The organism is Paenibacillus sp. Soil522 (assembly GCF_001428245.1).
Lineage (GTDB): Bacteria > Bacillota > Bacilli > Paenibacillales > Paenibacillaceae > Pristimantibacillus.
Genome location: NZ_LMRV01000044.1, coordinates 167,265 through 191,726, shown reverse-complemented (window position 1 = coordinate 191,726; position 24,462 = coordinate 167,265). Strand labels below are relative to the sequence as shown.

Sequence of the window (24,462 nt, the reverse complement as noted above, 5' to 3'; positions counted from 1 at the left end):
TATATTTAATAGCTGTTGGGGTAACCGAACTAACTGTTAACGCCTGTTTGATAGTTAAGCAGCTGTCTGAACTTTCCTTTGGCCTCTTGAGACAGCTGTTTATAGCCGCCTTGCTGAATAACTTCGCCTTGCTCTATGACTATGACCTGATCCGCATTGCGGATGGTCGACAACCGATGGGCAATGACAATAATCGTCATGCTTCCCTTAAGACGGTCAAGCGCCTCTTGAATCAGTCGTTCATTCTCGCTGTCCAGCGCGCTGGTCGCTTCATCCAGCACAAGAATGGAGGGACGCTTCAATATAGCTCTCGCGAGTACAATACGCTGCCGTTCTCCCCCGGACAACCGAATGCCCCGGTCACCGATGACCGTATCCAGACCTTGCGGCAGCATGCGTACAAATTCATCGGATGCTGAGAACTTCAAAGCGCTCCACAGCTCGGTATCCCCGGCATTAGGGTCTACCAGCTTCAGGTTATCCCGAATGCTCGCATTGAAGAGAAAGGGATCCTGTGCTACATAGCCGATTGCGTTTCTAAGCGAGAGAAGCTGCTTCTCGTCTCTCAGCGTAACGCCGTCAATCAGTACTTGCCCTCTCTCCGGTTGAATAAGCCCCATGAGCATATCAATCAGCGTGCTTTTACCCGCACCGGACGTCCCCACGATAGCCGTCATGCGATTCGCGGGAATATATACATTAATATCTCGCAGAGCGAATACCGGCTCTTTAGGGTCGTACCGGTAATTGACTTGTCTACATTCGATTCCGTCTTGCAATTGAAATTGCTTTCCTACCTCCGAAGTGCCTGACAGGCTGAGCTCATTCTCCTGCTCATATTCCTTCTGCAGCTTGCGCATGGCTTTGAAAGCGGGAAGATTGGTCGACAGCTGTTCGACATTCGACTGAATCCCGATAAACCTCGGCCACAGCCGCGAGAAGATGAGAACTACCAGAATCAATTGCTCAGCAGGCGTATGGAAGACCTCTAAAGCTAAATAGACGAATCCGGCAATAAGAGATATGGAAGAGATCCGGTAAATGAACTGGGACAGAGAATTGACCCGTACTAATTGGACAACGTTGCTCTCCAGCTCCTTGCTCAGGCCGCTGAACCAAGAGATATGGGAGCTTTCAAGCCTGTTGCTCTTAATATCCTTAATCCCGTTAAAATGATCGCTTATTCCTGCAAAAAAGCTCTGAGACAGCTCCGACGCTTTATCGCCAATATGCCCCGCCTTCTTAATAAACTTGCGCGAGAATAGCGCAAGCAGTCCGCCGCTGATAAGCACGACTGTTGTTAGCAGCGGAGACAGCAAGAAGGCCAGACCGGTTTGAATAACCGTAAAAATAATGCCTGTGACCATTTGCAGGAAGAGGGAAGTGCCGTAGCTGACCCGTCCAAGCTCGTTCACCATGACATGATGAAAGTCCGACTTACGCTTGCGGAGGAAGAACTCCCACTTCGCCCCAAGCAGCCCCTGATACGTTTCCGTCCGGAGCGAACGGACGTAGGCCTGCAGAATGCGCGAGTTCAATACCATCTGGCTTCGCTGCAGCAGAGCCTGTCCTCCTACGATGATCAAGTATATCGCTAGTACGACCGGCAGGTTCAGCTCGATCGACCGTGACTCAATGAATGCAAATAGGTTGGAGACAAGCGGCACTTCATCCATATTCATTTGAAATACGCCTATAATGCTCAGCAGAGGAACGATCAGATAGATACCAATGCCGTCCAGACAGCTGATCACGAATGTAGTGAACATATTAAGGTACAGACGCAATCCTGAGGCCTGGTGCATTTTTCGTAAAAAATATGATAAATCCTTCATAAGATAAACCCCTAATGCGGATTACCGCTCAATTGGCGACAGAACCGCAGCTTCTGTGCGATTCCCGAATACTGCAACGACAGCATACCGCTCCAATCTTTCATTGCCGGTTACATAGTACGACCCGCTGCGCAGCCAAGCGTGAGCAATCATTTTACCTGCCTCATCCCTGCCGCTGCCCAGATAGAGCGTACTCTCGACCCCTCTTCGCTTCAGCATCTTCATTGCCGCAACAGCCTTGACCAAGCACTGACTTTCCCACCATGTGATGCGGCTCATCGCATGAACGGCCTTGGATACCTTACGATGTAAGAGATCCTGCTCCAAAGTGCTCGTATAAGGTGTCTCCCTCATATGTTCGCCAAGAGAAGGCGCTACTTTTGCGAATGGAAGCAGCTTAAGCACTCTGCCCCAAGCTAAGTAAAAATATGCCTCCACGAACATCCACTTCAAATCAGCGGGGTAAGCTATAAATCTTCGTACTTTTCTTGTCGCTTTCCTATACAAGTTCATTATTCCTTTCTAACTTGTATGAGTCCTTCAGCTTTAAGCTGCTGCAAGAAATGGCGAACTTGCTGTTCGCATGTTCCGGGCTCTATCTCATACTCGGTCACTAATTGCTTCACCATATCTTGTATGGACACAGGGGATGCAATCAGCTCCCACACCCGGCCCCCGATCTGGCCTAAGTTATAGTACTTGCCGTTCTCGATGCTCAGCATGACTTTCTCCCCGTTCATTTCGCTTACCAGGTAACCATCCGACTGTACAACAAGTTCGTTAGCGGTAATGATATCAACGCTCATGAAATAACAACCTCCTTTTTATTGGTCAAACTAACAATTTGATCAACCAAGTTAAAGGCAGAGAAGCCGTCAACCGGGCGGCGGAGCTGGTACACCGGGAGCTGGGAAGCCAGCCGGGCAATGGATTGAAAGTGCCATTGCTGCAGGTTCAACAGATGGAGAAGGGAATTTCGATAAGTATGCACATTTAAGACGTGAAGGCCTTCTAATGTGTTATAAGCTTTAATAGATGGTTCCGGTTCAGATGTTTTGGTTAGTTCAATTATCCCGGCGAGAGAGAGAGGTTCTCTGTAAAATTGGGACTGTATAGGCACTGCGTATTTGTTAACCCTTTGGTAAATCGATGAATAGTTCTGAGAAAGCAGCCCTAATTGCTCTATGCTTTCCTCCCACAGCTTCTGCTGCGGATAGGACGGATTGACAGTAGCTGCTGCCGAATCATCGGATAAGGAGACGGCTATAACGTCATCTGTCATTAATGGGTATCCTGCTTGAGCAAACGCTGCGGCAAGAGTCGATTTACCTGCACCCGATTCCCCGACAATCGCGTAGACCTTCCCGTCAATGACAACAGCACTCCCGTGAAGGGGTAGAATCCCTCTCTGCATCAGCAGTACGCCCATACAGGTTCCCAGCAGATAAAGCCTAACTTTCGCCTCATCCGCTCCCGGATACGGGGTTACCATGATATGGGTGCCGGATGTAATGCTGTAAACGGCTGTATCAGGTATGTGAAAATAGAGTCGGCCATTGTCGAAATGGAAGTTGGACGATGTAAATGGATCCTGGCAATCTTGTTGCGATATATTTAATTCTATTTCAACATCAAATTTTTCATTAGTTCCCTGTATTTCATATCCTTCAGGCAGAAAAATTCTACTCATTATATTCAATCCGAATAATCGATAATAAAACAAAGTAAACACCCCATCTAGCAAATAATATATATTTTGTATATGTTTATACTATTCGCAATCAAAATGCTTTTTGTGTCTCATTTTGTTATAAAAATCAATTATTTATTATATGTCTCCAAAACCATAGAAACGGCCGGAGAGGGAAATAGAGAAAATGAAGCGGTTTGTATAGCGGCAGCAGCGACATATCTTGCTTGTTAGGTTCCAGGTAATTCAACAGATACCTCACTCTCTGCCTGCCTGTCATTAGTGATAGAGTGTATCGTAAATAATGCCAAACCACGCTTTTCTCAGGCACCGGGTTTAATTTAACTATTCTTTTGATAAAAAACAAAGATGTTTTCGCTAGCCGAAGATTCTTCTTATTATCCGTCAGATAATTTAAAGAATGAGGAACATTTGAATCAAGCAGATTGAAAGCTAATATGAAAGCCTGCCCTGTGAACGCTTGTCCACCGAACTGTCTAAAATAAACATGCATTTTCTCGCTATCTATTTTAGGTATTAAACGATCTATATCCATTAACCAGCGTAATCGGAACCAGGCATGCCTAGCGCCATGGTCAGCAAGATAATAGAGCAGATCTTCATTCCCTAAGCAATGAAATGACTGATTTAATAATTGAACTGTATTTTTACGTTTCCACAGTTGATCAAATGAATGAGAACCTTTGGAATAAGGATTTAATCGCCAGTGAATTTCAACCTGCACAGAATGTTCTTTATGCCGGTAGGAAAGATGATGATGCTTATCTTTCCAATTTTGATTTAATGAACGTTTCTCCTCTAATTCATATCCAAGCTGTGTCATGACCTCCTCTGATCTTTCTACATCTTCTACATCGATCAGAATATCCAGATCTTTGGAAGTCCTATGCGACAAATCTCCGTAAAGTTGAATCGCTAGAATGGGACCCTTCAACAAAATGGTGCTTATACCGTTGTCTGAAAATTCACCGCAAATTTTATTCATTTCTCTAGTTAGCTGCATCATCTTAAGAATATTGGAGTTGTAATGATAGCGGAGCCTCTCCATAACGTCAGCAGGAATAAGAGATGAATCGATTTGATTTAGTTTCAAGTAAACAATCGGATAAACACGATGATGTAAAGTTAATTGTAAGAATGAATTCCACTTCATATTTGAAGTGTATTCTCGTATCCTCTTCTCATCCAACACTTGAACGTCGCGCAGAATGAATAGCATAAATGATAATTCATTCGAAATATCGCTTAAATCAATTTTCTCTGCTTTAATCATGATTAAACCCCGCTATCGTTAGAATTACAATTGCACAACAGGAATTTGCTGTTTGACGCCTTGATTCAGGCTCGGACGGCCGACGGAATAATAAACGAATGCGGTTCCGAGCAAATCTTCCTCTTTAAATACATTGCGTCCGTCGATCAGAATAGGCTGCATCATGACGGATTGCAGCAGATTCAAATCTACTTCCGCGAATTCATCCCATTCCGTCAGTAAACAAAGCGCATCTGAGTCTTGTGCCGTTTCGAGCGCCTCATTGCACCATATGACGCCTTCCTTGCCGTATAAGGCTTTGAAGTTTTCCATAGCAATTGGATCGTAAGCTTTCACCTTCACGCCGTTCTCTACCAAATATTGAATGATTTCCATCGCCGGTGAATCGCGGACGTCATCGGTATTCGGCTTAAAGGCCAATCCCCATACCGCGATTGTCTTACCTCGCAACTGACCGTTAAAGATCGTCTCCAGCTTGCGGATCACATTAAACCGTTGATCTTGATTTACTTCCACAACCGACCGCAGCAGCTTGAACTCGTAATCGACGTTGCCGGCGATTTGGATAAGGGCTCTGGTATCCTTCGGAAAACAGGAGCCTCCATAGCCGATTCCGGCTTTAAGGAACGACTGTCCAATCCGCTTATCGTAGCCCATTCCTTCCGCAACCTTCGTCACGTCTGCGCCTACCTTCTCGCAAATGTTCGCAATCTCGTTGATGAACGAAATCTTCGTAGCGAGAAAAGCATTGGACGCATATTTAATCATTTCTGCGCTGCGGATATCCGTCACGATGATTTGCTCCGTCAGCGGCCGATGCAGCTGGGCCATCGTATCGGCCGCGCTTTGGGTATCAGCGCCGATGACGATCCGGTCCGGATTTAGCGTATCCTTGACGGCAGAACCTTCGCGCAGAAACTCCGGCAGCGAAATGCTGTCGAACGGCTCGGATGTGCGGGTGCGGATCAGATCTCCGATCCGTTCGTTCGTGCCGACCGGCACCGTGCTTTTTATAGCAATGATTTTATAGCCGTTCATCGCTTCGGCGATATCAAGGGCGGCTTGATTGATATAAACCATATTCGCCTCGCCGCTCGGCATCGGAGGCGTTCCGACAGCCAGAATGATGATATCCGATTGACGCACCGCTTCGGTCAGATCAGTTGTGAAATCGAGTTTTCCGGCGGAACGGTTCTTAGCCGCCAATTCCTTCAGCCCCGGCTCATAGATGGGAATCTCGCCAGCCTGCAGCATTTCGATCTTCCCAAGATCCTTGTCGACACAGATAACTCTATTCCCCAGCTCCGCATAACAGACACCCGATACAAGCCCGACATAACCGGTTCCAATGACCGTAATGTTCATTCTCATCACTCCCTATATTGAAATCCTGTCACTTATACGGCACATATTTGCATAATTTCATTCCAATCGAAGGCAAGCCGGACGATATCTTCTTCAATAAGCTCTGACCCGGTTTGCACCTCAATGATGTCCATTTCCGTCTCCGCCAGCAAACTGTGCTTGCTCTGTTTCGATATAACGAGTACATCTCCGGCCTTAACCGGGAACCGCTTATCGTTTAGAATCATCACCCCGTTACCGGAAACGACGGTCCATACCTCGTCTCTAAGTAAATGGTATTGGTAGCTTAAATTTTTGCCCGGCTCTATGCAAATCCGTTTGGTCAATACTTCTTTCCCGTCCGGATATTTCAAGTAATCGAGTACCCTGTAACGGCCCCAACGCCTCTCCTCATACATCGGACGCTGATCCGAGTGCTTCATGACCTCCTTGATCATCGGGCTTGATGCCTTGTCCGAGACGAGAATGCCATCCGGACTCGCCGCGACGACGACATTGGATAAATTAAGCAGCGTAATCGGAATATCCAGTTCGTTGATAATATGCGTATTGGATGAACTGTCGGTAATGATTCCTTTGCCGATCAGCGGGCTGGCAATTTGTTCCGTCAGCGTGTTCCACGTTCCAAGATCCTTCCAATCCCCCTCGTATGGCAGCGCGACGATAAGATTAGCTTTCTCCACCACCTCGTAGTCGAAGCTGGTCTTCGGAAGCTTGTCGTACTGCTTCACCATCTCATCGTATTGGATCGGAAGCCCGTGCGAGAGCAGAATATTAATGATGAAATCCAGCTTGAATGCGAAAACCCCGCAGTTCCAAAGTGCTGCCTGCTCAATCATGGCCGCTGCTGCTTCTTCGCTCGGTTTCTCTCGGAAGCTTTGTACATTCATATATGGCGCGTCATGCGTGGTCCCGCTTTGCGGAACGATATACCCGTATTTCTCCGATGGATATGTCGGTTTTACTCCCATAAGCGCCAAATCCGCGCCCGACTCGTTCAAGACCTGGTCCAATTCTTTGGTCTTGTGGAAGAACGACTCTTCAACGTAAGGGTCGACCGGCATGACGACGACCGTTTCATTCAGGCTGACACCTTCAACCGAATACAAATAGGTGGCCGCCAGCGCGATCGCAGGATACGTATCCCTTCTTTCCGGTTCGACAATTACTCCAATCTCGCTTCCTAGCTGGTTGTGGATCATTTCAACCTGCGGCTTGCTCGTTGCGATAAAAGCATGGTCGCCAAGCCCGGCACTCGCAATCTGCCCCCAAACCCGCTGTACCATCGACTCAAGCTCGCCTTCCGAATTCCTTAGCACCTTCAAGAACTGCTTGGAACGGGAATCGTTCGATAGCGGCCACAGGCGTTTGCCCGAGCCCCCCGAGAGAAGAACAATTTTCATAGTGACTCCTCCTAAAATAATAGTTAACTGATTTGCGAAGCATTCGAATTTGTTGTTTTTCCTTCATTCTTCACAATCAATTGGGCGGAACCTATGCCGCTTGTCCATGTATGATAATAGTTGGAGTTCTTGCCGTAAGAATTGTCCAGCAGCGTATTAGGCTTGTCCATTAGGCAGGACAAGATATGGCCATGCAGCCTTGACGTCTGCACCGTTCGGTATCCGCTGAAGCGCTTGACTGCTTTATCTACCAGATAATCGGTGTACCTGCCCCAAATCGCCTGCATCGGCAGCGGAGTGCCGCCTTTCTTAATCATTCTGACAATGAGATTAATCGATTTCTGCTCCACCCGGTTGTACAAGGAGGCCCAATCCAAATAATCGCCGCGGCCCGCAGCTTCGAGCTGCTCCTGCTCATTCGTTTTCTCAATATCCGTGCGGAAGAAGCAGAGCAGTTCTTTGCCCGGGCTGTCTTTGTGCCGGATCGGCCATAATTGATGGGCCATGTCGGGTGATAGATAAACGTTGCATCTATGGAATTTCTCGGATGCCGAGCGAAGGGACAGCGTGTCGCGGACATAGAGATGAATATCTTTATGCCCATTGAATATTTGCGCCGTCCGGTCGTATTCAGACTCGTTCTTATAAAATATCGTCTGTGGAAGCATCACGATCCGATGGTACGGATAGCTGGTAATAATTTTCTCGCGCAGCTTCTGATGTGCCGGATACAGGTCGCCGAAGTTCCCTCCCCCGTGCAGCACGATGATATGATCTTTCGGAATCACCAGCGAATCGGGAAAATCAAGCACGCTGTAGCGTGCGCGGACGCGAATATTATAATCCTTGAAGAACGCTTCCGTGCCTTTCATAATGAGCAGGTCGCCGCCGTTGCTGTGAACGGGAATATCGATATAGTAAATATTGGAGCCCGGCGGAATGACATTTGAAATTTTGCGAAGCTCATTTTTAAGTCCATCCATAGGGTGAATATTCGGGGTACTCTGCATGATAACCCTCTCCTTTAGGTTGTTTTCTCTCTCTATCATTCGATGGTCAAAAAACCGGAAACCATTTCTGCAATCTACTCCCTAGAGACTCCACTGAAAACGGCCAACGCCGACGAGACAATCGAGAAGCTGCAGTTTTTTTCGATCAATTTTTGCTGAAATCGTAATAAAATTTCGGCCGTTCTCCCTGAATCACCTTGTAGATGTCGTAGTTGGTCGCCATGATCCCTTTCAGGTATTCCTTATAAGGACGGTCGGCGACATTCACAAGGCCTGAGTTATAGTGTTCTCCCCAAATTCCCTGCCAATATCTTCCCAGGCCTGCCTGGTCCACATAATTGAACACATGAGCTCCCACAATGTAGTCCAGACTGGCTACCCCCTCCACATAATTCCGGTAACGCATTCCCCTCTGTGACTGGTTCATAGCTGAATTTGGAAGGAGAGGCTTCAATCCTTGTTCCGCCGTACCGTAACCGAATTCGGTTAGCAGAATCGGTTTGCCGCCCGACTTTTTGTACACATCTTCCAATAGATCGGTTTCGAGCTTATAAGTGTAGTAGTTGATACTGATGACATCCACGTATTTCCCTTCCACCTCTGCCATAACGCTCCGAAACTTCTCCTTGTGGAAAGGCGTCGTTATCCAGCGGTCTCCGAGAAGAAGATGATTCGGATCATATTTGCGGTAGATCTGCGAAACCGTTCCGAAGAACGTATCCAGATAATACCTAAAAAATGCGTCCATATCGCTCCAAGCAGCCGATGTTTTGATCGGCAGTTCCGCTTCTTTCAAGTCTGCAAAGGATTGGAAGCTTGTTCCCCAATGGCTGTTGAATTTGTTTATGTCTTGATATTTATCCTTCAGCCTTTTAACCAAACGTCCTTTGATCGCCGCTTGGCTTGCCTTCAGCTTCGGCACATGGGAATAAAACTTATGGAAATCGTATTCGTTGTCGATGAAATACCCGATCAGCATCGGATCGTCCTTGTTCGGCTTGACTGTTTTTGCAAACGACTTATCGATCTTGGCTGATGCATCCGGCGCAAAAATGTCGAATATCGAAATCCCGTCAATCTTAGCCCAGCTCATGCTGTTCAGCGGAAGCATCCGCACGTGAGGCAAGTTGTTTTCATTGCCGTACTTTTCAGGTGAATAGCCTCCCGCACTGTTAAAACCCCATTTTTTGAGGCGCTCGGCAGCTTCCGAATATATGGCATGCTCGGTTGGAACTTCCCCTGTTTTCCGGTATTTGTTCGCCAAATAGAATGAGAAGTTATCGGACCCGATAAATGCCGAATTATATTCCCCTTGTTGAGAAGGAATAGATTCGAACAGCTCCTCTCGACCCTTTACCATCGTATAGGTTTCATGGGCCGTAAGTCCGTTCACCCCTAAGCTGAAAAAGAGATTGCCTTCCGGTGTTGTCATCACTTTGCGGCTTCCCATTTGCTGAATTGCAAAAAAGCCCGTTTTTTGCAAACCATGTTTTTCTGCGCTTCCTGCCAGACCACCGTAATGGTCCCGGTCCGAAGGCGGTGTTAAACCGCCATAATAGGAGGCGTCTGCCTCGGCATCCGCTTCAAGCTGCTGTTCGTTTGTCACCTTCTCGGGAAACCCGGCAGATTTCATTTGACCGAACCTGTCCACTTGAATTTGGTCACTTGCATTGAGCTTATATCTACGGATGGGACTTGGCTCCATACCATCTGTAACGGCATAGGTTTCCAGCTCGTTATAACCAGTGAGTTGGAGCGGTTTGTTATATGGCTCGAAAGCGGGCGCCTTATTCAAACGGAAATAAATCTTTGCCCCGCTCGAAGCCGTGGACAGTTCAGTCTCCAGTGATTCGTCGCTTCTGGTTGATTTAACGTCCACGGAAGCCGTGTTTCGATTTAAAATCACATTCGAAACTTGAGGCGACCAAGACACCGGTCCGTGCAGCTCGACTTTCAAATACCTCGTGCCCGCCGGCAGTGATGAAGCCTCGTAAGCGTATTTCTGCCAATTGGCTACCGGATAGCCTACCGAATAGGCTTCAGCAGAAATTTCCGTATAATCCTTTCCATTCTTCGAGATAAAGAAACGATTCTTCTCGATGGCATTTCCAGCGAAAAAGTAGCTGTAGACCATAAAGGAAGAAATATCGAAATCCGTCTTATAAATGATGTTCCCAGGCTTAGTTGAAGTACGCACCATCCGATTCGAATCGTTGCCGAAGTGATAAGGTTTATTTTTCAAAATATATATACTTGAGCGGCTGTCAATCTGTTTGAAATTTTCGAGCGGATCGTCCAAGCCGACTTCCGTATTCAAAGAACCTTCCGGCACATACCGGTAGTTGGAAACCCTGCTGGCCGCTGCTTTGCCCGAAGCCGAATGGTTCACGGCGATAATCTTTAACACAAGTTCGTTCACCACCTTAATCGGTGAAGTATAAAGCTTGCGTGTAAGAGATGTTCTGGGGTCGCTGCCGTCGGTGGTGTAATATACGGCATCGCCGGCAGTTGCTCTTTCCAACATCACCATACTGCCGTAAGGGACGGACCCCGAAGGCAGGTTGGAACTTACGCCCAATGCGCCATTCAGCACCGCCTTCCCAATTACCGGCGATTTAACGATATCGCTGCCGGTGTATTCTATTTTCAAATATCTTGTATCCCAACGTAAATTTTGTACTTCATACACGACAAAATTCATGTTATCTCCGTCTTTGTAAATTTGCGGAGTCACTTTCTCGTAATTCTTACCATCGTGGGAAACATAAAAATTCGGATGATTGTACGTCTCGATGCCCGAACGATAGTACGTGTATAAAGAAAAATTTCTGAGAGGACCGTTCGTCTTGTAGGTCATGTATTCATTAGACGTATAGCCTCGTTTCACCCGGGTAGGATCATCGGCATCCGGATTTACTTGTAGAGAAAGTGTCTTCGAATGCTTGTAAACGTGATTCCAATCCTGAAAATCATCAACTACTATTTCAGGAGAAGTAATGTTGTCTGCAAAACTGTGTGTCGGTATTAGAGTTATAAGTAAACTACAAATCAACAATAAATAAAGCCGTGCTCGTGCTCTATTATTTTTCTTTAAGTTTGCTCTACTATCCAAAATGTACCTCCACTTTCGTTTCTAGTTAGTTTAGTTAAAGGTTCGCAATACTCCATTGATCTGGCCGTTATTGTATATAATTTTGCTTACATTGCGGAATATCCGACGCTTATCGAAGAAAAAAATGATCGTCAACAGCAGAAACACCGGAACCTTCAGGACGGATTTGACAAAAATACCTGATTTCCGCTCCGAGCTGACTGCACTGCTCACACCCTGCCAATAAATCCTTCGCAGCAGCCATTTTCTGCTAACTCTGCTGCGCGGAATTTTGTGCCGCACCCAGGCATGAGGTGTGTAATAGACGGTATAGCGGCTGCGGATTCGATCAATGAGCTCGGCTTCCTCGCTTGAAAGCAGGTTGCTCCCCACTCTGCCCAGATCCTCACGGAAGGGTTTAAGCGATTGGAAGACGGATTTGCGGAATGCTACATTGGCTCCGAATGGTATGGCCGGCTTTTGCATTTCTACAATTTCATCTGAATAGTCCAAAATGGTATAGAGCGTCCGGTTTTCCGGCAAAAGCCAAGTCGGCTCCGCCCCTTCCCATGCGGGTTCGATTTTGCCGCCGACGCATCCGATCCGCGGATCGCTCTCAAATAAGGAGACAATTCCGCTAATCCATTCCTTGGATGCCACTGCATCATCGTCTAAGAACAGCACATACTCGCCCTTCGCTTCTCGAAGCGCACGATTCCGGGCTACCGAGAGCCCCAGCCGTTCTTCATAAACATAAATAATCGGGATGCTTGTCATCTGACTAACTTCTTGAGTAACCTGTTTGGTGTTGTCGGTGGAACGGTTGTCAACCACAATCACCTCAAAAGCATCCGTACAGTTTTGCCGTAAAAGACTTAAAAGAGCTTCCTTCACGTCCTCAGCTCTGTTATGGGTGCAAATCGCTACCGTTGCTTTCATGCGTTCACCTCGTACCGTTTTGTTCCGGTATAAACTTTTATCATTTTTCCGGCTATACCCTGCCAGTCCAGTTCTGCCAATTTTTTCGAAATGTTCTTCTCTACCTCATTCATATTCATGTTGACCGACATCGCAAGCGCCTTGCGTAATCCGTCCGGGTCAGCAGGATCGTATAAGATACCGCATCCTTCGGAAACATATTCGCTGAGCGAACCGAGCTTGGGCGCAACAACCGGCTTATAATGAGAAAGAGCCAGAATCGCGCTTCCGGAAGTCGTTATCTGGTTATAAGGGAGCACCATCACATTACCTGCATGTAAGTAGTCGACAAGTTCGTGGTCATCCAAAAAATGAGGATAAACTTTGATGCTGCCGTCGTTAACCGGATCGATGTAATCCAATTTATAACCCTCATCCACTTTACCCGCTATCAGCAGTCCAGCCGACTCCATCTTAATCGATACAAATGCTTCGACAAGCTTCTCAATTCCTTTATAAGCGTTGATTCTGCCGACAAACAAGAACAGGAACTGTTCCGGCGGAATGCCGAATCGCTTACGGATATCCGTCCCTTTGCCGACATATGCATCCACGTAATGTCCATGCGGTGTGACGATCAGCTTATCAGCGCTCACGCCGAACGTCTCGATAACTTCTCGTTTTACCGTTTCACTCATGACGAAACCTTTGTTGCAGACGGACAAAATGAACTTTCGCATCATATAATCCCATTTGTTTTTGCCCGTCGAATGCGGCCAAATATTGTGAACGGTCCAAAACAACCGTACACCCCGGATTTTCAAAAACAAAAGAAGTCCGGCAAATAACAGAGACTTCACGATCGTTAGGGGGAAGTTGGATGCCCGATACGAGTTACCGGGCCAATGCAGATGAACGATGTCTCCCTTTGCAGGTTTAAGCGTATTTTTTTTATCGTAATGTTCCACCTGCAGACCGTTTTCCTCGATGGACTTTGTCAGCAACTCGGAGTATTTGTTATGTTCGCTAACTTTTGGCGCCATGTAAACTGTTGGGTTACTCATCCATTCCACCTGCTCTTCCCGCTCTTTTAATGATGTTTTTTTCTCTCAGACGACCGATCAAAAAGCGGAAATCGTCTTTATCAAAAAGCATGCCGGCAAACCTTACCTTAAACACGACCCTCATCGCGGCTATCGTGATCAGCATTCTTACCAGCGCACCGACTACTAAAGCAAGGGCGATTCCGTTCAGACCGTATAAAGGGGTAAATACAAAAAATAGTCCGATCGTAATCGCAAGTGCTATAACTTGCCGGATTAGCACGAGACCGGGGCGGCCCAATGCGTTGAACGAAGCTGCCAGAATCCATGAGCCGCCGCCGAGAATGCATTCTATAGATAGAAGATAAAAGGCTATGCTGGCCTCCAGAAATTCCTGGCCGAATAAAATACCCATCAGGAATCTGCCTATGAATATACTCGGTACGACCACGATCGTCATCAGGATAAGCGACAACCGGAAAGCCCGGCCGACCGTTGAGATAATCTTGTCCTTGTCCAGCCCTGTCAATTTTGGAAAGATGACATTCGAGATGGCCATCTGAACCGTATTGAAAACGCGGGACAGCGCATAAACGACGCTGTACAGACCGAAATCCCGCGGCGTGAGGAGCGACAGGATAATGATTTTGTCAAACTGCGAATACAAGGTTCCCAGCAGCTCGACACCAAATACCCTGCTTCCGTAACCGAACAACGACTTTGCCGCTACCCGGTCAACCATCCGCTTAAACCAGTCGATTTTCAGCTCGCGCCTCAATTGGAACAAGGACCACATGACGACTAGCAGCGTCGTAATCAGGTAGACCAACGCGGCAGCATGGATATTCAGCACTCCGGTCATAAAGAGTACGACGATACCCGCCAAATTAAAAATCGGAACTAACAACCTCACACCGTTATAGATTTTGAAGTTGTCCGTGCTTTGCGCAAGTGCCGCGATCAGATTGACCGCAAGCAGCAGCGGCAGCGTCAGCACGGTGTACCACCGAGCGGTCTGAATGACGTCGGCAGAATAGTTACCCAGCCAAACCGGAAGATAGATCCATGAAATCACGCCGACAATGATGCTGACCGGGAGCTGGAACAGAAAGCCTGCTCTAATGTACTCCGCTCCTTTGCCGACATGCTGCTTCATGTTGTAAATAAGGGAAGTGGGAAGACCGAATCCAACAACCCCTACTAAGAAGGTCGCCCAGAACAGAATCGCCGAAAATTCCCCTTTGCCTGCGACGCCGAACATTCTCGCTGTCACGATGGAGGTCAGCGTAGTTACGACCATCACCATAAAATTAGTTGCGCTTGTACGCAAAATCGTTTGAACAAGACCATTCCCTTTTAATACTTTACGGATTGCCAATTGTGCCATAGACTACCTTCCCACATCGGCCTTTATTTTTTTTCCACTTGAAAAAGCCTTTTCCGAATGTGCAGTACCGGTTACCTGAGAAAGTACCGATTTATATAATTCCGTATGCCGTTCAAGCAGTGATTGTTTGGTGAACTTGAGACTGTGTTTCAGACATTGTCTTTGAATCGTTCTTTTTTCTTCATCCGAGAATAAGTAATACTCCTTTAACTTATCTTTAATGGCTCCTGAACTGCCTGGAGCAAAAAGAAATTGACGATCCGGCACAACGTCCGGAATTCCTCCAACTGCTGAGGCGTATACGGGCGTACCGACTTGATAGGATTCGATGAGGACCCGCCCGAACGGCTCTTCCCAGATCGAAGGAACAACTGTGACATCTACTTGGGCCATGAGCTCCCGCGCCTCTTTCGGCTTCACTTTACCGGTGAACACGATGCGGCCGTCATTCCGGCACGATTCCGAAAGCTCTTCTTTCAGCTTGCCATCACCGCATACATATAGGCGTTCAATCACCTCACCCGGTAACGAGCGGATGGCATCAATTAATTCACGGACGCCCTTCTCCGGTTCGATTCTGCCGAAATAGCCAATGCGAAGCGGCTTACGGGTGAAATCTTTCTCTCCCGCGACGATGTCGCCATCCACTACGTTCGGAATGACCAGTTTTTGAGCATTCGGAAACAATCCCTCTTCTGTATGACGGTTCAAAATATGAGAAGATATACCAACAACCGCGGCAACCCGTTTGCTGAATCCAAGAGAAGTCAGCCTGTATAACCGCGACATCAGCGGATAGGATATTGGCGAGCTGACAGGCGAGATGAGCGAATAATCCCTTAATGTATGAACGATCGGTACACCCGCTTTGAAGAAAGCTGTCCATATCCCAGGCCCGAATCCGGACAAATTCTGAGTATGAACCAAATCAGGTTTTAATTCCTTCAACAGGTTCGCAACCGTCCCGATTTGCATGGGATTATAAAGATCGATAAGTCTGCGGGCCACCTTATTCAGCTTGCCGCGTTTTTCCGTATCGCCGATCCAATATATATTGTTGTAAGGAACTCGATGAACCGTAACCCCGTTGATCGACTCTGACGTTATACCGGCGTTTCTCTTTTGTCCGCCTGTCGTAATGACATGCACTTCAGCCGTTGTTACAAACGTTTCGGCTAAGATTTGTGTCGATATTTCCGCACCGCCAATAATATGCGGGCTGTACAAAGTATTTACAATAACGATTTTCATGCCCTTCGTCTCCATTCGCTATAGATGGGTCTAACAGGTGGTATCGGACCTTTAGCCCGAACGGGCAGACGTACAGGCATCCCGGTACGTATAGCTTCCGTTTCGAACCCTCCACCGCGGATGAATCCGAACAACAACCAGAAATCCAGAAAAGCATATGAATCAAAGTTCATGACGAGTGAAATGCATAACGCAAAAGCGAATTTCGAATACGAATTTGCCCCACAGCTGCGAAAAATCGAAACCAGAAATCCTCCAAAAAGGATAACCCCGATAAGGCCTTCCTCAGCGAACACCTTCGACACCATATTTCTCGACGTTGCTGAATAGGGATCAATAAATACCAGATCGTAAACTTCACTGAATTTTAATCCGCTGCTGAAATGCTGCTGTAGGAGGGAGGCAACTTCCGTATAATAAAAACCGCCGCCGACTCCAAAGATCGGATGTCTGGCAAATTCCATAAAACCGATGGCCGGAAACACCAGCCTAACAAAAAACGAATTATCATTATTTATTAGTTGATCGAAATTAAATTGAAACCGCTGCGTAAAATAGCCGCTTACCTTGAATGTTTCGATCAGATAAGGCACGCCCACTACGACGACAAAGGCGCAGGCCGCCAAAACGACCAGCATCCGGCCCCTGTTCTTGTTCGTGATCAGTACATAAATGACCAGCGCGGTCAGCAGTACACTGTAAGCGTAAGCGGAGAAGGAAAGTACCATAAGCAGCATAGTAGCGACAAGCAGAAGCAACTGCTTACGGAACCCCTGTTTATGCAGGAAGAACATGATTAACCCGCCGCTCAGCATATGGATCGCCGCCCATGAAGGCTCGCCCGACAGCATTTGAATCCTCCGGAGATACACTTTATCCGCGAACAGTCCCGTAAAGACTCCGGAAAACCCGTTGCGGACGAAAAATGCATCGAATAGCTGCAGAAAACCGGCTGCAAGCGGAGGAATAAAGGCTATAGCAATACATTTGGCGATGCTCTTTCTAATCTCCGGATCTTCTTTCGCTTGTTCAGCGGCATATACCGATACCCGATACATAGAAAGACCAAACAGCAGCGTGATAATATGCGACACACTGCTGGCGATATCCCCGTTTATCGTTGCAACGATCATGGAATGCCCGATGCTGTACATCACGAAGACGAGTAAAAATATATCCCACTTCTTAAACCTGAAGTCGGTAAACAGGAGCAAGATAGAAGCAAGGAACATCGGAAACATGGATATTGGCCTATAGACCGAGAAATTGATATATGGCAAGCTGTCGTACGTCAAGAGCGTCAGGGATAACATAAATAGCGCAATAACAAGATTTCGAATAACCAACACCTGCTCTTTGCGCAATGTCCCTACGATAGAATCAACTCCAGATTTTTACGGGTCACGGAGCTGCTGAAATGTTGGGTCACGTAACGGATCGAATTGCGCGAAACTTTTTCGTTTATCTCTTCGTTGTTCAATAATAGGAGAATATTTTTTACCATCTCATCATCCGTTTCACAGACGAACAGATCCTCATGATTGATTGCGTTGATGCCTTCGCTGCCGATCGGATTGGTTACGACCGGAACTCCCCAAGACATAGCCTCGACGATCTTCGTTTTAATTCCTGTGCCAAAAAGCAGCGGAGCGATCATTAAAGCGGCATCGCTCACGATCCGCTTAACGTTATCTACTTCGCCGGTTACGATAATGTCAGGATAGTCCTTCTGCAGCTGAAGCACCTCGGCGGAAGGATTTTTTCCGACGATATAAAACTTTGCTTTCGGTGCCTGCTGCTTCATCCTGGGCCATATCTTCTCACAGAAATAGACTACAGCGGAGGTATTGTGCGGGATGTCCATTTTCCCTACAAAGACGATCTTGTTTCTGTCATACGTACGAGGATTCTTTGTCATTTTCTTATCCGGGTCGAATCTCATCGGGATGCCGAGACAAGACCGATGACGGACAATATCCCGGAAGGTCTCCGCTTCTTTGGGAGAAGTAAAGATAAGATGCTGGAAATTATTAGCTACATGTTTCTCGTACTTGTCCAGCAGCTTGCTTTCGAAAGCAACAAGCCATTTTTGAAAGAACTTCAAATTTGCAAACCGCTTGATACCGTCTGGGAGCTTGTTCGAAAAACTGCCGAATACGGACGGAATGTAATGAAACCATTGAAGCTGCCGTTCATAACGCAATGACAGAAGATCATCGTAGCTGAGCACCTTTTGCGAGGTTCCATCCGTAACGTACTCCGCTACCCGCACCATATCATAAAAGATGAATTCCGGCTGCTCTTCCTTGACGATTTCTTTGATCAGCCGATGTGTTCTCCGGGAATAATAAACGGATACTTGTATCGGCCACTTCCGCATTAACAAGGAATAGACCAGTACATTGAAAAGTTTTTCGGCCATACCGGGCAAATTCAGACATACCAATCGGGAAATCGCATCCGGCTTATCCTTCAGGTACTTATTGTCATCAACAAAAGACAAGTTCACGATCTGACATTCTGGATATATATCTTTGATTTGCTGAATGTATTGCTGAAGCAGGTTTTTTCTGCCGTCCGTATTAGGAAATGGAAGCCGGTTCGTAATAAACATCATCTTTTTCATCAATTTCCCACCTTAGAAAGCATCTTTTGCCCCCAGGAGTACTCTGAAAGTCTTGAATATGATTTTCAAGTCGGCCCCTATGCTACGATTTTGGATATACTTCAAGTCCAGTTCAACCATTTCTTTAAAACTTAATTCATTACGGCCGCTTACCTGCCAAAGTCCTGTACAACCAGGTTTAACCGTTAAACGCAGCTTGTCGTAAGCCGTATACTCCGCAACTTCCCTTGTAAGAGGAGGTCTTGGACCTACCAAGGACATATCGCCTCGGAGCACATTGATCAGCTGCGGAAGCTCATCGATGCTTGTTTTTCGTATGAACTTCCCAATTTTCGTAATACGCGGATCGTTCTTCATCTTGAACATCGCGCCTTCAATTTCGTTCTTAGCGAGCAGATCTTTCAGCTTTTCTTCCGCATTGCTTACCATGGAGCGGAATTTATACATCCGGAACGGCTTCTCGTTCTTGCCGATCCTTGTTTGATAGAATAATACGGAGCCTTTCGGATCCTCTAATTTAATCAGAATGGCAATGATAACAAACAGCGGACTTAACAGAATTAATCCAACCAGAGATCCGGTAATGTCAAGGGTGCGTTTGATCACCGAATGGAGTGAGTTCTCATAGTAATCAGTTGAGTTGTCATTCAATATCACTTCATCGCGATACTGCGGACGCATCATGGTTATTCACCCCCAATACCTATTAATTGTTGTTTCACTTGTTCCCGTTCCAACAATTCCCCAAGCTCGCTCATGAGCTGATCACGAAGTTCGTTATTCCGGAGCGCAAAATCGACTGTTGTCAAAATAAAGCCGAGTTTTTCACCCACATCATAGCGCTTGCCTTGGAAGTCATAGGCGTAAACGCCTTTATCCATATTCAGCTTTTGAATCGCATCGGTCAGCTGAATTTCTCCGCCTGCGCCAACCTCTTGCTGCCCTAAATAATCGAATATTTCCGGGGTCAAAATATATCGGCCCATAATGGCCAAGTTGGATGGAGCCTGTCCTAGCGGCGGCTTTTCCACAAAACGTTTCACTTGATACAGACGGTCCATTATCTCGCCAGGATCGACAATCCCATACCGGTTTGTCTGATCCGCACTGACGGTTTGAACGCCGATGACCGAACGTTCGGTACGCTCATACTGCTCGATCAGCTGTCTGATGCAAGGCACTTCGGATTCTACGATATCATCGCCAAGCAGAACAGCGAACGGTTCGTCTCCGATAAAATTACGTGCGCACCATACGGCGTGCCCGAGCCCTTTCGCTTCTTTTTGCCTTATATAATGAAGATTTACATTGGAAGATTTTCTGACTTTTTCCAAGATGTCGAATTTCCCTTTTTCCTCTAAGGTATATTCCAGCTCAAACGCAATATCAAAGTGATCTTCGATCGCACGTTTACCTTTACCAGTCACGACGATGATGTCTTCTACCCCAGATTCAATGGCTTCCTCTACGATGTACTGAATAGTGGGCTTATCAACGATTGGAAGCATTTCTTTCGGCATCGCCTTTGTCGCCGGTAAAAACCGGGTACCGAGTCCTGCTGCAGGAATAATAGCTTTTCTCACTTTTTTCATTTGACTTCACCCTATCCTATTTATATTTTTTTTATTCGCATTCTACCAAGATGCTAAAAATGCGAGCTATGCTTTCCATATCTTGGAGTGTCTTGAAGCGTCTCGGAGAGCATAGCTCAGATTTTTAGAAAAAATCCGAGGTAAAAATAAAAAATAAAGATTGCTAGGGCATTAAACCCTTCCTCACGTCACACCCTTGACGCTAAACGTCTAAGGTCGGCTGACCCACAGTGTGACCGAGTGCCTCCGGTGATAGAGGTGCAGGAGACATTACCATCCAATCCAACTTAGCTATTATCCGGTGTAATGACGCTAAGCGTCGTTACTAGCTCCGTAATAGTAGGAATAGGAATCCGAGCGATTTCGGTTGGTGTTATTGAGAACGACGCCGATAAGATTGGCTTGCACATGCTCGAGAGAGGCCCTCGCTTTGAGCACAAGTTCTTTTTTCACTTTTCCCGATTCGATAACTAGAACGACGCCATCGCTTTGGGTGGCAACGATTTGAGCATCCGTTACGGACATGATCGACGGTGTGTCGATGATGATCACGTCGTATGTTTCCCTCATTTTCTCAAGCAGAGCCCCCATATGTTTCGATGACAGCAGCTCTGATGGATTAGGCTTAGTCGGACCTGCGGTAATGACCGACAGATTCTCCGTATGCGTATGCTGAATGACATCCTGCGGCTCTTGTTGATTGAACAAGGCGGTGGTCAAGCCTTTATGGTTAGAAATATTGAAAATGTGATGCTGTGCCGGTTTTCGCAAATCCGCGTCGATCAGCAGCACCCGTTTGTTCGCTTGAGCGAAAGACACTGCCATATTGGCGCAAGTGGTGCTTTTTCCTTCGCTTGGTTTGGAAGAGGTGACCATAATGATTTGCAGCTTATGGTTGATCGTTGAAAACTCGATGTTTGTCCGCAGCATCCGATACCCTTCGGAGATCGGCGAATTCGGATTTCTTTCCGTAATAAGGTTCCATTTACGTATCAAGCGAGACATTGCTTCCCCTCCCAGCTCTTGGCGTTAGCGGGGCATTGCTTCCCCGTTCAGTAGCATCACTTTCTTTAATTCTCGGTATTGAAGTCAGTACCGGAACGCCTAGAAGCATCTCGATGTCTTCTTCGCTCTTGACCGTATTATCCAAATGATCCAGCAGGAAGGAAAGACCTATACCCGCCATCAGCGCCAGGATGAATGCGACGGCAATATTTAAGTTCGGATTCGGAGCCACCGGACCGTGTTTTTCCTTCGGATCGGCTTGGTCCAAGACAGAAACATTATCAACCTTCATCAGCTCAGGAACTGATTTTTGAAAAACGATTGCAACGGCGTTTGCGATATTAGCCGCCTTCTCATAGGAATCATCACGGACGGTCACGGTCATGACCTGCGTTTCAGTAGCTGAGCTTACACTTACTTTGCCAATGAGCTCACCGTACGTCTTAGCAAGCTCTGGGTACTCTTTGATGACTTTTTTCATCATACGAGGCGTTTTAATGATTTCTTTATAGGTTTTGATGAGTCCAATCGTGGAGTTAATCGAGCCAACATCGATACTCGGAAGCGGTGCGCTGCTGTCCTTGTAATCATTGACAATTAGTTTTGTGGAAGCTTCATACTGCGGTTCGATGAACTTGTAGGAGTAAATGCCGATGGTCAGACAGCTTACTAAAATAATCAACGTTATCAATAGCAGCCTTCTTTTAACGATGAACCAATAATGTTTTAATTCCAAGTCATTTCCTCCGTTACTGGTTAAGTCATCTAGCTATTTAAAATTAAAAATTACTCATAAAGAATACAATTCTCATACCATTATTCAAAACGCGAACTTTTAGGTATGGATTTTCATAGGAGCATCCAGTCTGATCGCTTCCTAATCACGGTTATGTAGCTGCTTATTTACTTATGTTCATAAATTCATCAACCGTTCCGCCATTCATGACGTGCTCCATCATATCTTCCGAGCAAGCATGATGCCCTATCTTCTTGAGCAGCAGCGACACCAGCTCAGCCATATCAACGTGTTCGTTTTGAGGCGTGTAACCGGTGAGCATAAGAAGATCAGCCAACGATCTCGATTCCACTTGCTCTGCTTGATTTAATAGAGAAGGATCTTCGGATAGTATATTCAAAAATCGCTTCAGCCTTATTCGCTTCTGCTCCACATTCGAAACATTCATAATTGAAGCCCTCCATTCATCAACTCGTTCGTTCTCTCAATGTTCACTCACGTAAACCTAGATTGCTACAAATCGACAAATAACACAAGATTCATTAGGAGGTTCTAATGTTAATAAATTATAATGATGCCAGAAGTTTTGATTATTCGCCTAATCGATATCAAGCGTCATGTCAGCCTTGCTTCCACCGTGATTACAAGTATGACACAGATTTTTGCAATTCTTGAGGGAATAAAGACATGTTGTCGATTAGACATTCCAGCTCATTTTCAAAATGGTTTTCATAAGTACAGGCTCCTAAATTTACAGAATGGACATTTTTTAGTTTTCTCATAATTAGTGCGTGAAAAGATAAATTTGTCATTTGGAAACGCTTTATGTATATTTGCAAATATACCTTCTTCAGACTCATTCAGTATATATATAAACTGACGTTTCCCCTTGCAAAATCAAGGAAGTTCACTGCTCAATTCCAGGTTTTCCATTCTAATTACATTAAAAATTACGCTCAATTTATGATTAAATCAGGGACTATTGACCAGTATCCTACCAAAGTAGGATAAAAAAACTGCTCGACATTTTCCGCACGGCCCTATTTGTGATCATTTTCACAGATGATAGCGTTATCTTTTTGGCAAAAATAAAAATAAAATCATGATTTTCATCCAAAAATATGCTTTTTTAATTCTAAAAACGTACATTTCAGGGTAGTTGCATAAATATTCATAGTAATTTGCCTCGTATGCTGTACAGCCTATCAGGATTTCCGACTATGAATCGGGATGAATATATAGCTGCGGAAGCACTGAATATGGACCAATATTTCGGTTTCCGTTATTCCATAATGACTATTCCGCTTTCTTCTTCTAATGATCAAAAAAAGGGTTAACCAGGCAGTCAGTCCATGACCTGCTGGTTAACCCCTTTCTATGGCGCTTACGGCGCAAATCCTTCCTTGCTCAAATAAAGCTGATCCCCGGAAAAAACATGCATCAGCCGATCATAAACGATTCGGTACGCGGAAGGCGAATACCACTCCTCTAAGCCAAGCTCTTTGTACAACGAATGAATGCCCAGGCTTCGCGTCCGTCTCCCCCCGCTGCCGTCTCCCATAAAATAATCGTCCAGACAGACGCGGTCGACCACTGCTTTCAATACGTCCGGGAATGCTTCGCTGCTCGGCAGCACGGGAGCAATCGTTGCCTGAACCGGAACGCCCGCTTCCGAGAGCAGTTGCAGCGTCTTCAATCTGGCGCGGATAGGAGGCGCAGCCGGCGTAAAATGCTTGCGTATGTCCTCCAGATCAGTTTCAACGGTCATGCTTACACGGACTCTATCTTTTAATAGAAGAAATAAATCAATATCTCTGCGGACGAGAGGACTCCGGGTTTGCACAAACAAAAAATCCGGCGGGTTTTCCGCCATTACCGCAAGCAGCGATCTCGTCACCTTCTCTTTATATTCAACGGGCTGATAGGGATCTGTGCTCGATGACATAAATATGGTGACCTTTCCTTTGCCTTTGGCCCGGTGAAGCTCTTTACGAAGGATAGCCGCCGCTTCCAGCTTAACGTCTACCCAGCTGCCCCATTCCTGCTTACGGAACGTTGCGACCGGCATTTGCCGGACATAGCAATACGAACAGCCGAACGAGCAGCCCGTATACGGATTGAGCGAGTGGCTGTAACCATTCAGGAAGCCCGTTCCTTTATTGAGAAGCGTCTTTGGATTTTTAAATAATAGCTCCGTTCTCATATTCAGTCCCTGC

Annotated in this window: 21 protein-coding genes; all 21 read right to left on the bottom strand. The window is 46.3% G+C overall.

All coding sequences use genetic code 11. From position 1 onward, the window contains the following. Positions 1-29: 29 nt before the first annotated feature. Positions 30-1,835 (bottom strand): ABC transporter ATP-binding protein, encoded by a 1,806-nt coding sequence (locus ASG81_RS14595; protein WP_056635328.1) that lies wholly within the window; start codon positions 1,833-1,835, stop codon positions 30-32. A 21-nt stretch (positions 1,836-1,856) separates the two neighbouring features. Continuing rightward, positions 1,857-2,279, bottom strand: a complete 423-nt coding sequence (locus tag ASG81_RS14590) for a lasso peptide biosynthesis B2 protein (protein WP_442952883.1) — start codon at positions 2,277-2,279, stop codon at positions 1,857-1,859. Between the two features lie 68 nt (positions 2,280-2,347). Continuing rightward, positions 2,348-2,641 (bottom strand): lasso peptide biosynthesis PqqD family chaperone, encoded by a 294-nt coding sequence (locus ASG81_RS14585; protein ID WP_056635322.1) that lies wholly within the window; start codon positions 2,639-2,641, stop codon positions 2,348-2,350. Then, positions 2,638-3,525: an ATP-binding cassette domain-containing protein gene (locus ASG81_RS14580; protein ID WP_155971535.1), complete on the bottom strand. Its 888-nt coding sequence runs from the start codon at positions 3,523-3,525 to the stop codon at positions 2,638-2,640. The genes ASG81_RS14585 and ASG81_RS14580 overlap by 4 nt, the downstream gene beginning before the upstream one ends. A 127-nt stretch (positions 3,526-3,652) precedes the next feature. After that, on the bottom strand, positions 3,653-4,819 hold the full coding sequence (locus ASG81_RS14575; RefSeq protein WP_056635315.1) for a nucleotidyltransferase domain-containing protein: 1,167 nt from the start codon (positions 4,817-4,819) through the stop codon (positions 3,653-3,655). Positions 4,820-4,843: 24 nt separating this feature from the next. Continuing rightward, positions 4,844-6,184 (bottom strand): UDP-glucose dehydrogenase family protein, encoded by a 1,341-nt coding sequence (locus tag ASG81_RS14570; RefSeq protein ID WP_056635312.1) that lies wholly within the window; start codon positions 6,182-6,184, stop codon positions 4,844-4,846. Between the two features lie 32 nt (positions 6,185-6,216). Further along, positions 6,217-7,587, bottom strand: coding sequence for a sugar phosphate nucleotidyltransferase (locus ASG81_RS14565; protein ID WP_056635308.1), 1,371 nt, complete (start codon positions 7,585-7,587; stop codon positions 6,217-6,219). A 23-nt stretch (positions 7,588-7,610) separates the two neighbouring features. Continuing rightward, entirely contained in the window at positions 7,611-8,597 is a 987-nt protein-coding gene (locus ASG81_RS14560; protein ID WP_056635305.1) for a polysaccharide pyruvyl transferase family protein, read from the bottom strand. 145 nt (positions 8,598-8,742) lie between these two features. After that, on the bottom strand, positions 8,743-11,709 hold the full coding sequence (locus tag ASG81_RS14555; RefSeq protein ID WP_235548874.1) for a chitobiase/beta-hexosaminidase C-terminal domain-containing protein: 2,967 nt from the start codon (positions 11,707-11,709) through the stop codon (positions 8,743-8,745). A gap of 30 nt (positions 11,710-11,739) precedes the next feature. After that, positions 11,740-12,627 (bottom strand): glycosyltransferase, encoded by an 888-nt coding sequence (locus tag ASG81_RS14550; RefSeq protein WP_056635302.1) that lies wholly within the window; start codon positions 12,625-12,627, stop codon positions 11,740-11,742. After that, a complete protein-coding gene (locus tag ASG81_RS14545; RefSeq protein WP_056635299.1) occupies positions 12,624-13,670 on the bottom strand; it encodes a glycosyltransferase family 4 protein in 1,047 nt (348 codons plus the stop codon). Before ASG81_RS14545 ends, ASG81_RS14550 begins: the two co-directional genes overlap by 4 nt. Beyond that, the gene (locus ASG81_RS14540) at positions 13,663-15,036 is read right to left on the bottom strand and encodes an oligosaccharide flippase family protein (RefSeq protein ID WP_056635296.1); all 1,374 of its coding nucleotides are present in this window, start codon (positions 15,034-15,036) and stop codon (positions 13,663-13,665) included. Before ASG81_RS14540 ends, ASG81_RS14545 begins: the two co-directional genes overlap by 8 nt. Positions 15,037-15,039: 3 nt before the next feature. Continuing rightward, positions 15,040-16,287: a glycosyltransferase family 4 protein gene (locus tag ASG81_RS14535; protein WP_056635293.1), complete on the bottom strand. Its 1,248-nt coding sequence runs from the start codon at positions 16,285-16,287 to the stop codon at positions 15,040-15,042. Beyond that, a complete protein-coding gene (locus tag ASG81_RS14530) occupies positions 16,284-17,633 on the bottom strand; it encodes an O-antigen ligase family protein (RefSeq protein ID WP_162255030.1) in 1,350 nt (449 codons plus the stop codon). Before ASG81_RS14530 ends, ASG81_RS14535 begins: the two co-directional genes overlap by 4 nt. A gap of 23 nt (positions 17,634-17,656) precedes the next feature. Further along, entirely contained in the window at positions 17,657-18,913 is a 1,257-nt protein-coding gene (locus ASG81_RS14525) for a glycosyltransferase family 4 protein (protein WP_056635285.1), read from the bottom strand. Between the two features lie 12 nt (positions 18,914-18,925). Beyond that, entirely contained in the window at positions 18,926-19,597 is a 672-nt protein-coding gene (locus tag ASG81_RS14520) for a sugar transferase (RefSeq protein WP_081417345.1), read from the bottom strand. 2 nt (positions 19,598-19,599) lie between these two features. After that, entirely contained in the window at positions 19,600-20,505 is a 906-nt protein-coding gene (galU, locus tag ASG81_RS14515) for a UTP--glucose-1-phosphate uridylyltransferase GalU (protein WP_056635282.1), read from the bottom strand. Between the two features lie 312 nt (positions 20,506-20,817). Next, positions 20,818-21,510, bottom strand: a complete 693-nt coding sequence (locus ASG81_RS14510; RefSeq protein WP_056635279.1) for a CpsD/CapB family tyrosine-protein kinase — start codon at positions 21,508-21,510, stop codon at positions 20,818-20,820. Beyond that, positions 21,491-22,246, bottom strand: a complete 756-nt coding sequence (locus tag ASG81_RS14505) for a YveK family protein (RefSeq protein ID WP_056635275.1) — start codon at positions 22,244-22,246, stop codon at positions 21,491-21,493. The genes ASG81_RS14510 and ASG81_RS14505 overlap by 20 nt, the downstream gene beginning before the upstream one ends. A 163-nt stretch (positions 22,247-22,409) precedes the next feature. Continuing rightward, entirely contained in the window at positions 22,410-22,694 is a 285-nt protein-coding gene (locus tag ASG81_RS14500) for a hypothetical protein (protein WP_056635272.1), read from the bottom strand. 936 nt (positions 22,695-23,630) lie between these two features. After that, positions 23,631-24,449, bottom strand: coding sequence for an SPL family radical SAM protein (locus ASG81_RS14485; RefSeq protein ID WP_056635263.1), 819 nt, complete (start codon positions 24,447-24,449; stop codon positions 23,631-23,633). Positions 24,450-24,462: the final 13 nt, after the last annotated feature.

Excerpts from the sequence above, each read along its gene's own strand:
- ASG81_RS14595 (WP_056635328.1), bottom strand. The coding sequence starts at position 1,835 with ATGAAGGATTTATCATATTTTTTACGAAAAATGCACCAGGCCTCAGGA.
- ASG81_RS14590 (WP_442952883.1), bottom strand. The coding sequence starts at position 2,279 with ATGTTCGTGGAGGCATATTTTTACTTAGCTTGGGGCAGAGTGCTTAAG.
- ASG81_RS14585 (WP_056635322.1), bottom strand. The coding sequence starts at position 2,641 with ATGAGCGTTGATATCATTACCGCTAACGAACTTGTTGTACAGTCGGAT.
- ASG81_RS14580 (WP_155971535.1), bottom strand. The coding sequence starts at position 3,525 with ATGAGTAGAATTTTTCTGCCTGAAGGATATGAAATACAGGGAACTAAT.
- ASG81_RS14575 (WP_056635315.1), bottom strand. The coding sequence starts at position 4,819 with ATGATTAAAGCAGAGAAAATTGATTTAAGCGATATTTCGAATGAATTA.
- ASG81_RS14570 (WP_056635312.1), bottom strand. The coding sequence starts at position 6,184 with ATGAACATTACGGTCATTGGAACCGGTTATGTCGGGCTTGTATCGGGT.
- ASG81_RS14565 (WP_056635308.1), bottom strand. The coding sequence starts at position 7,587 with ATGAAAATTGTTCTTCTCTCGGGGGGCTCGGGCAAACGCCTGTGGCCG.
- ASG81_RS14560 (WP_056635305.1), bottom strand. The coding sequence starts at position 8,597 with ATGCAGAGTACCCCGAATATTCACCCTATGGATGGACTTAAAAATGAG.
- ASG81_RS14550 (WP_056635302.1), bottom strand. The coding sequence starts at position 12,627 with ATGAAAGCAACGGTAGCGATTTGCACCCATAACAGAGCTGAGGACGTG.
- ASG81_RS14545 (WP_056635299.1), bottom strand. The coding sequence starts at position 13,670 with ATGAGTAACCCAACAGTTTACATGGCGCCAAAAGTTAGCGAACATAAC.
- ASG81_RS14540 (WP_056635296.1), bottom strand. The coding sequence starts at position 15,036 with ATGGCACAATTGGCAATCCGTAAAGTATTAAAAGGGAATGGTCTTGTT.
- ASG81_RS14535 (WP_056635293.1), bottom strand. The coding sequence starts at position 16,287 with ATGAAAATCGTTATTGTAAATACTTTGTACAGCCCGCATATTATTGGC.
- ASG81_RS14525 (WP_056635285.1), bottom strand. The coding sequence starts at position 18,913 with ATGAAAAAGATGATGTTTATTACGAACCGGCTTCCATTTCCTAATACG.
- ASG81_RS14520 (WP_081417345.1), bottom strand. The coding sequence starts at position 19,597 with ATGATGCGTCCGCAGTATCGCGATGAAGTGATATTGAATGACAACTCA.
- galU (WP_056635282.1), bottom strand. The coding sequence starts at position 20,505 with ATGAAAAAAGTGAGAAAAGCTATTATTCCTGCAGCAGGACTCGGTACC.
- ASG81_RS14510 (WP_056635279.1), bottom strand. The coding sequence starts at position 21,510 with ATGTCTCGCTTGATACGTAAATGGAACCTTATTACGGAAAGAAATCCG.
- ASG81_RS14500 (WP_056635272.1), bottom strand. The coding sequence starts at position 22,694 with ATGAATGTTTCGAATGTGGAGCAGAAGCGAATAAGGCTGAAGCGATTT.
- ASG81_RS14485 (WP_056635263.1), bottom strand. The coding sequence starts at position 24,449 with ATGAGAACGGAGCTATTATTTAAAAATCCAAAGACGCTTCTCAATAAA.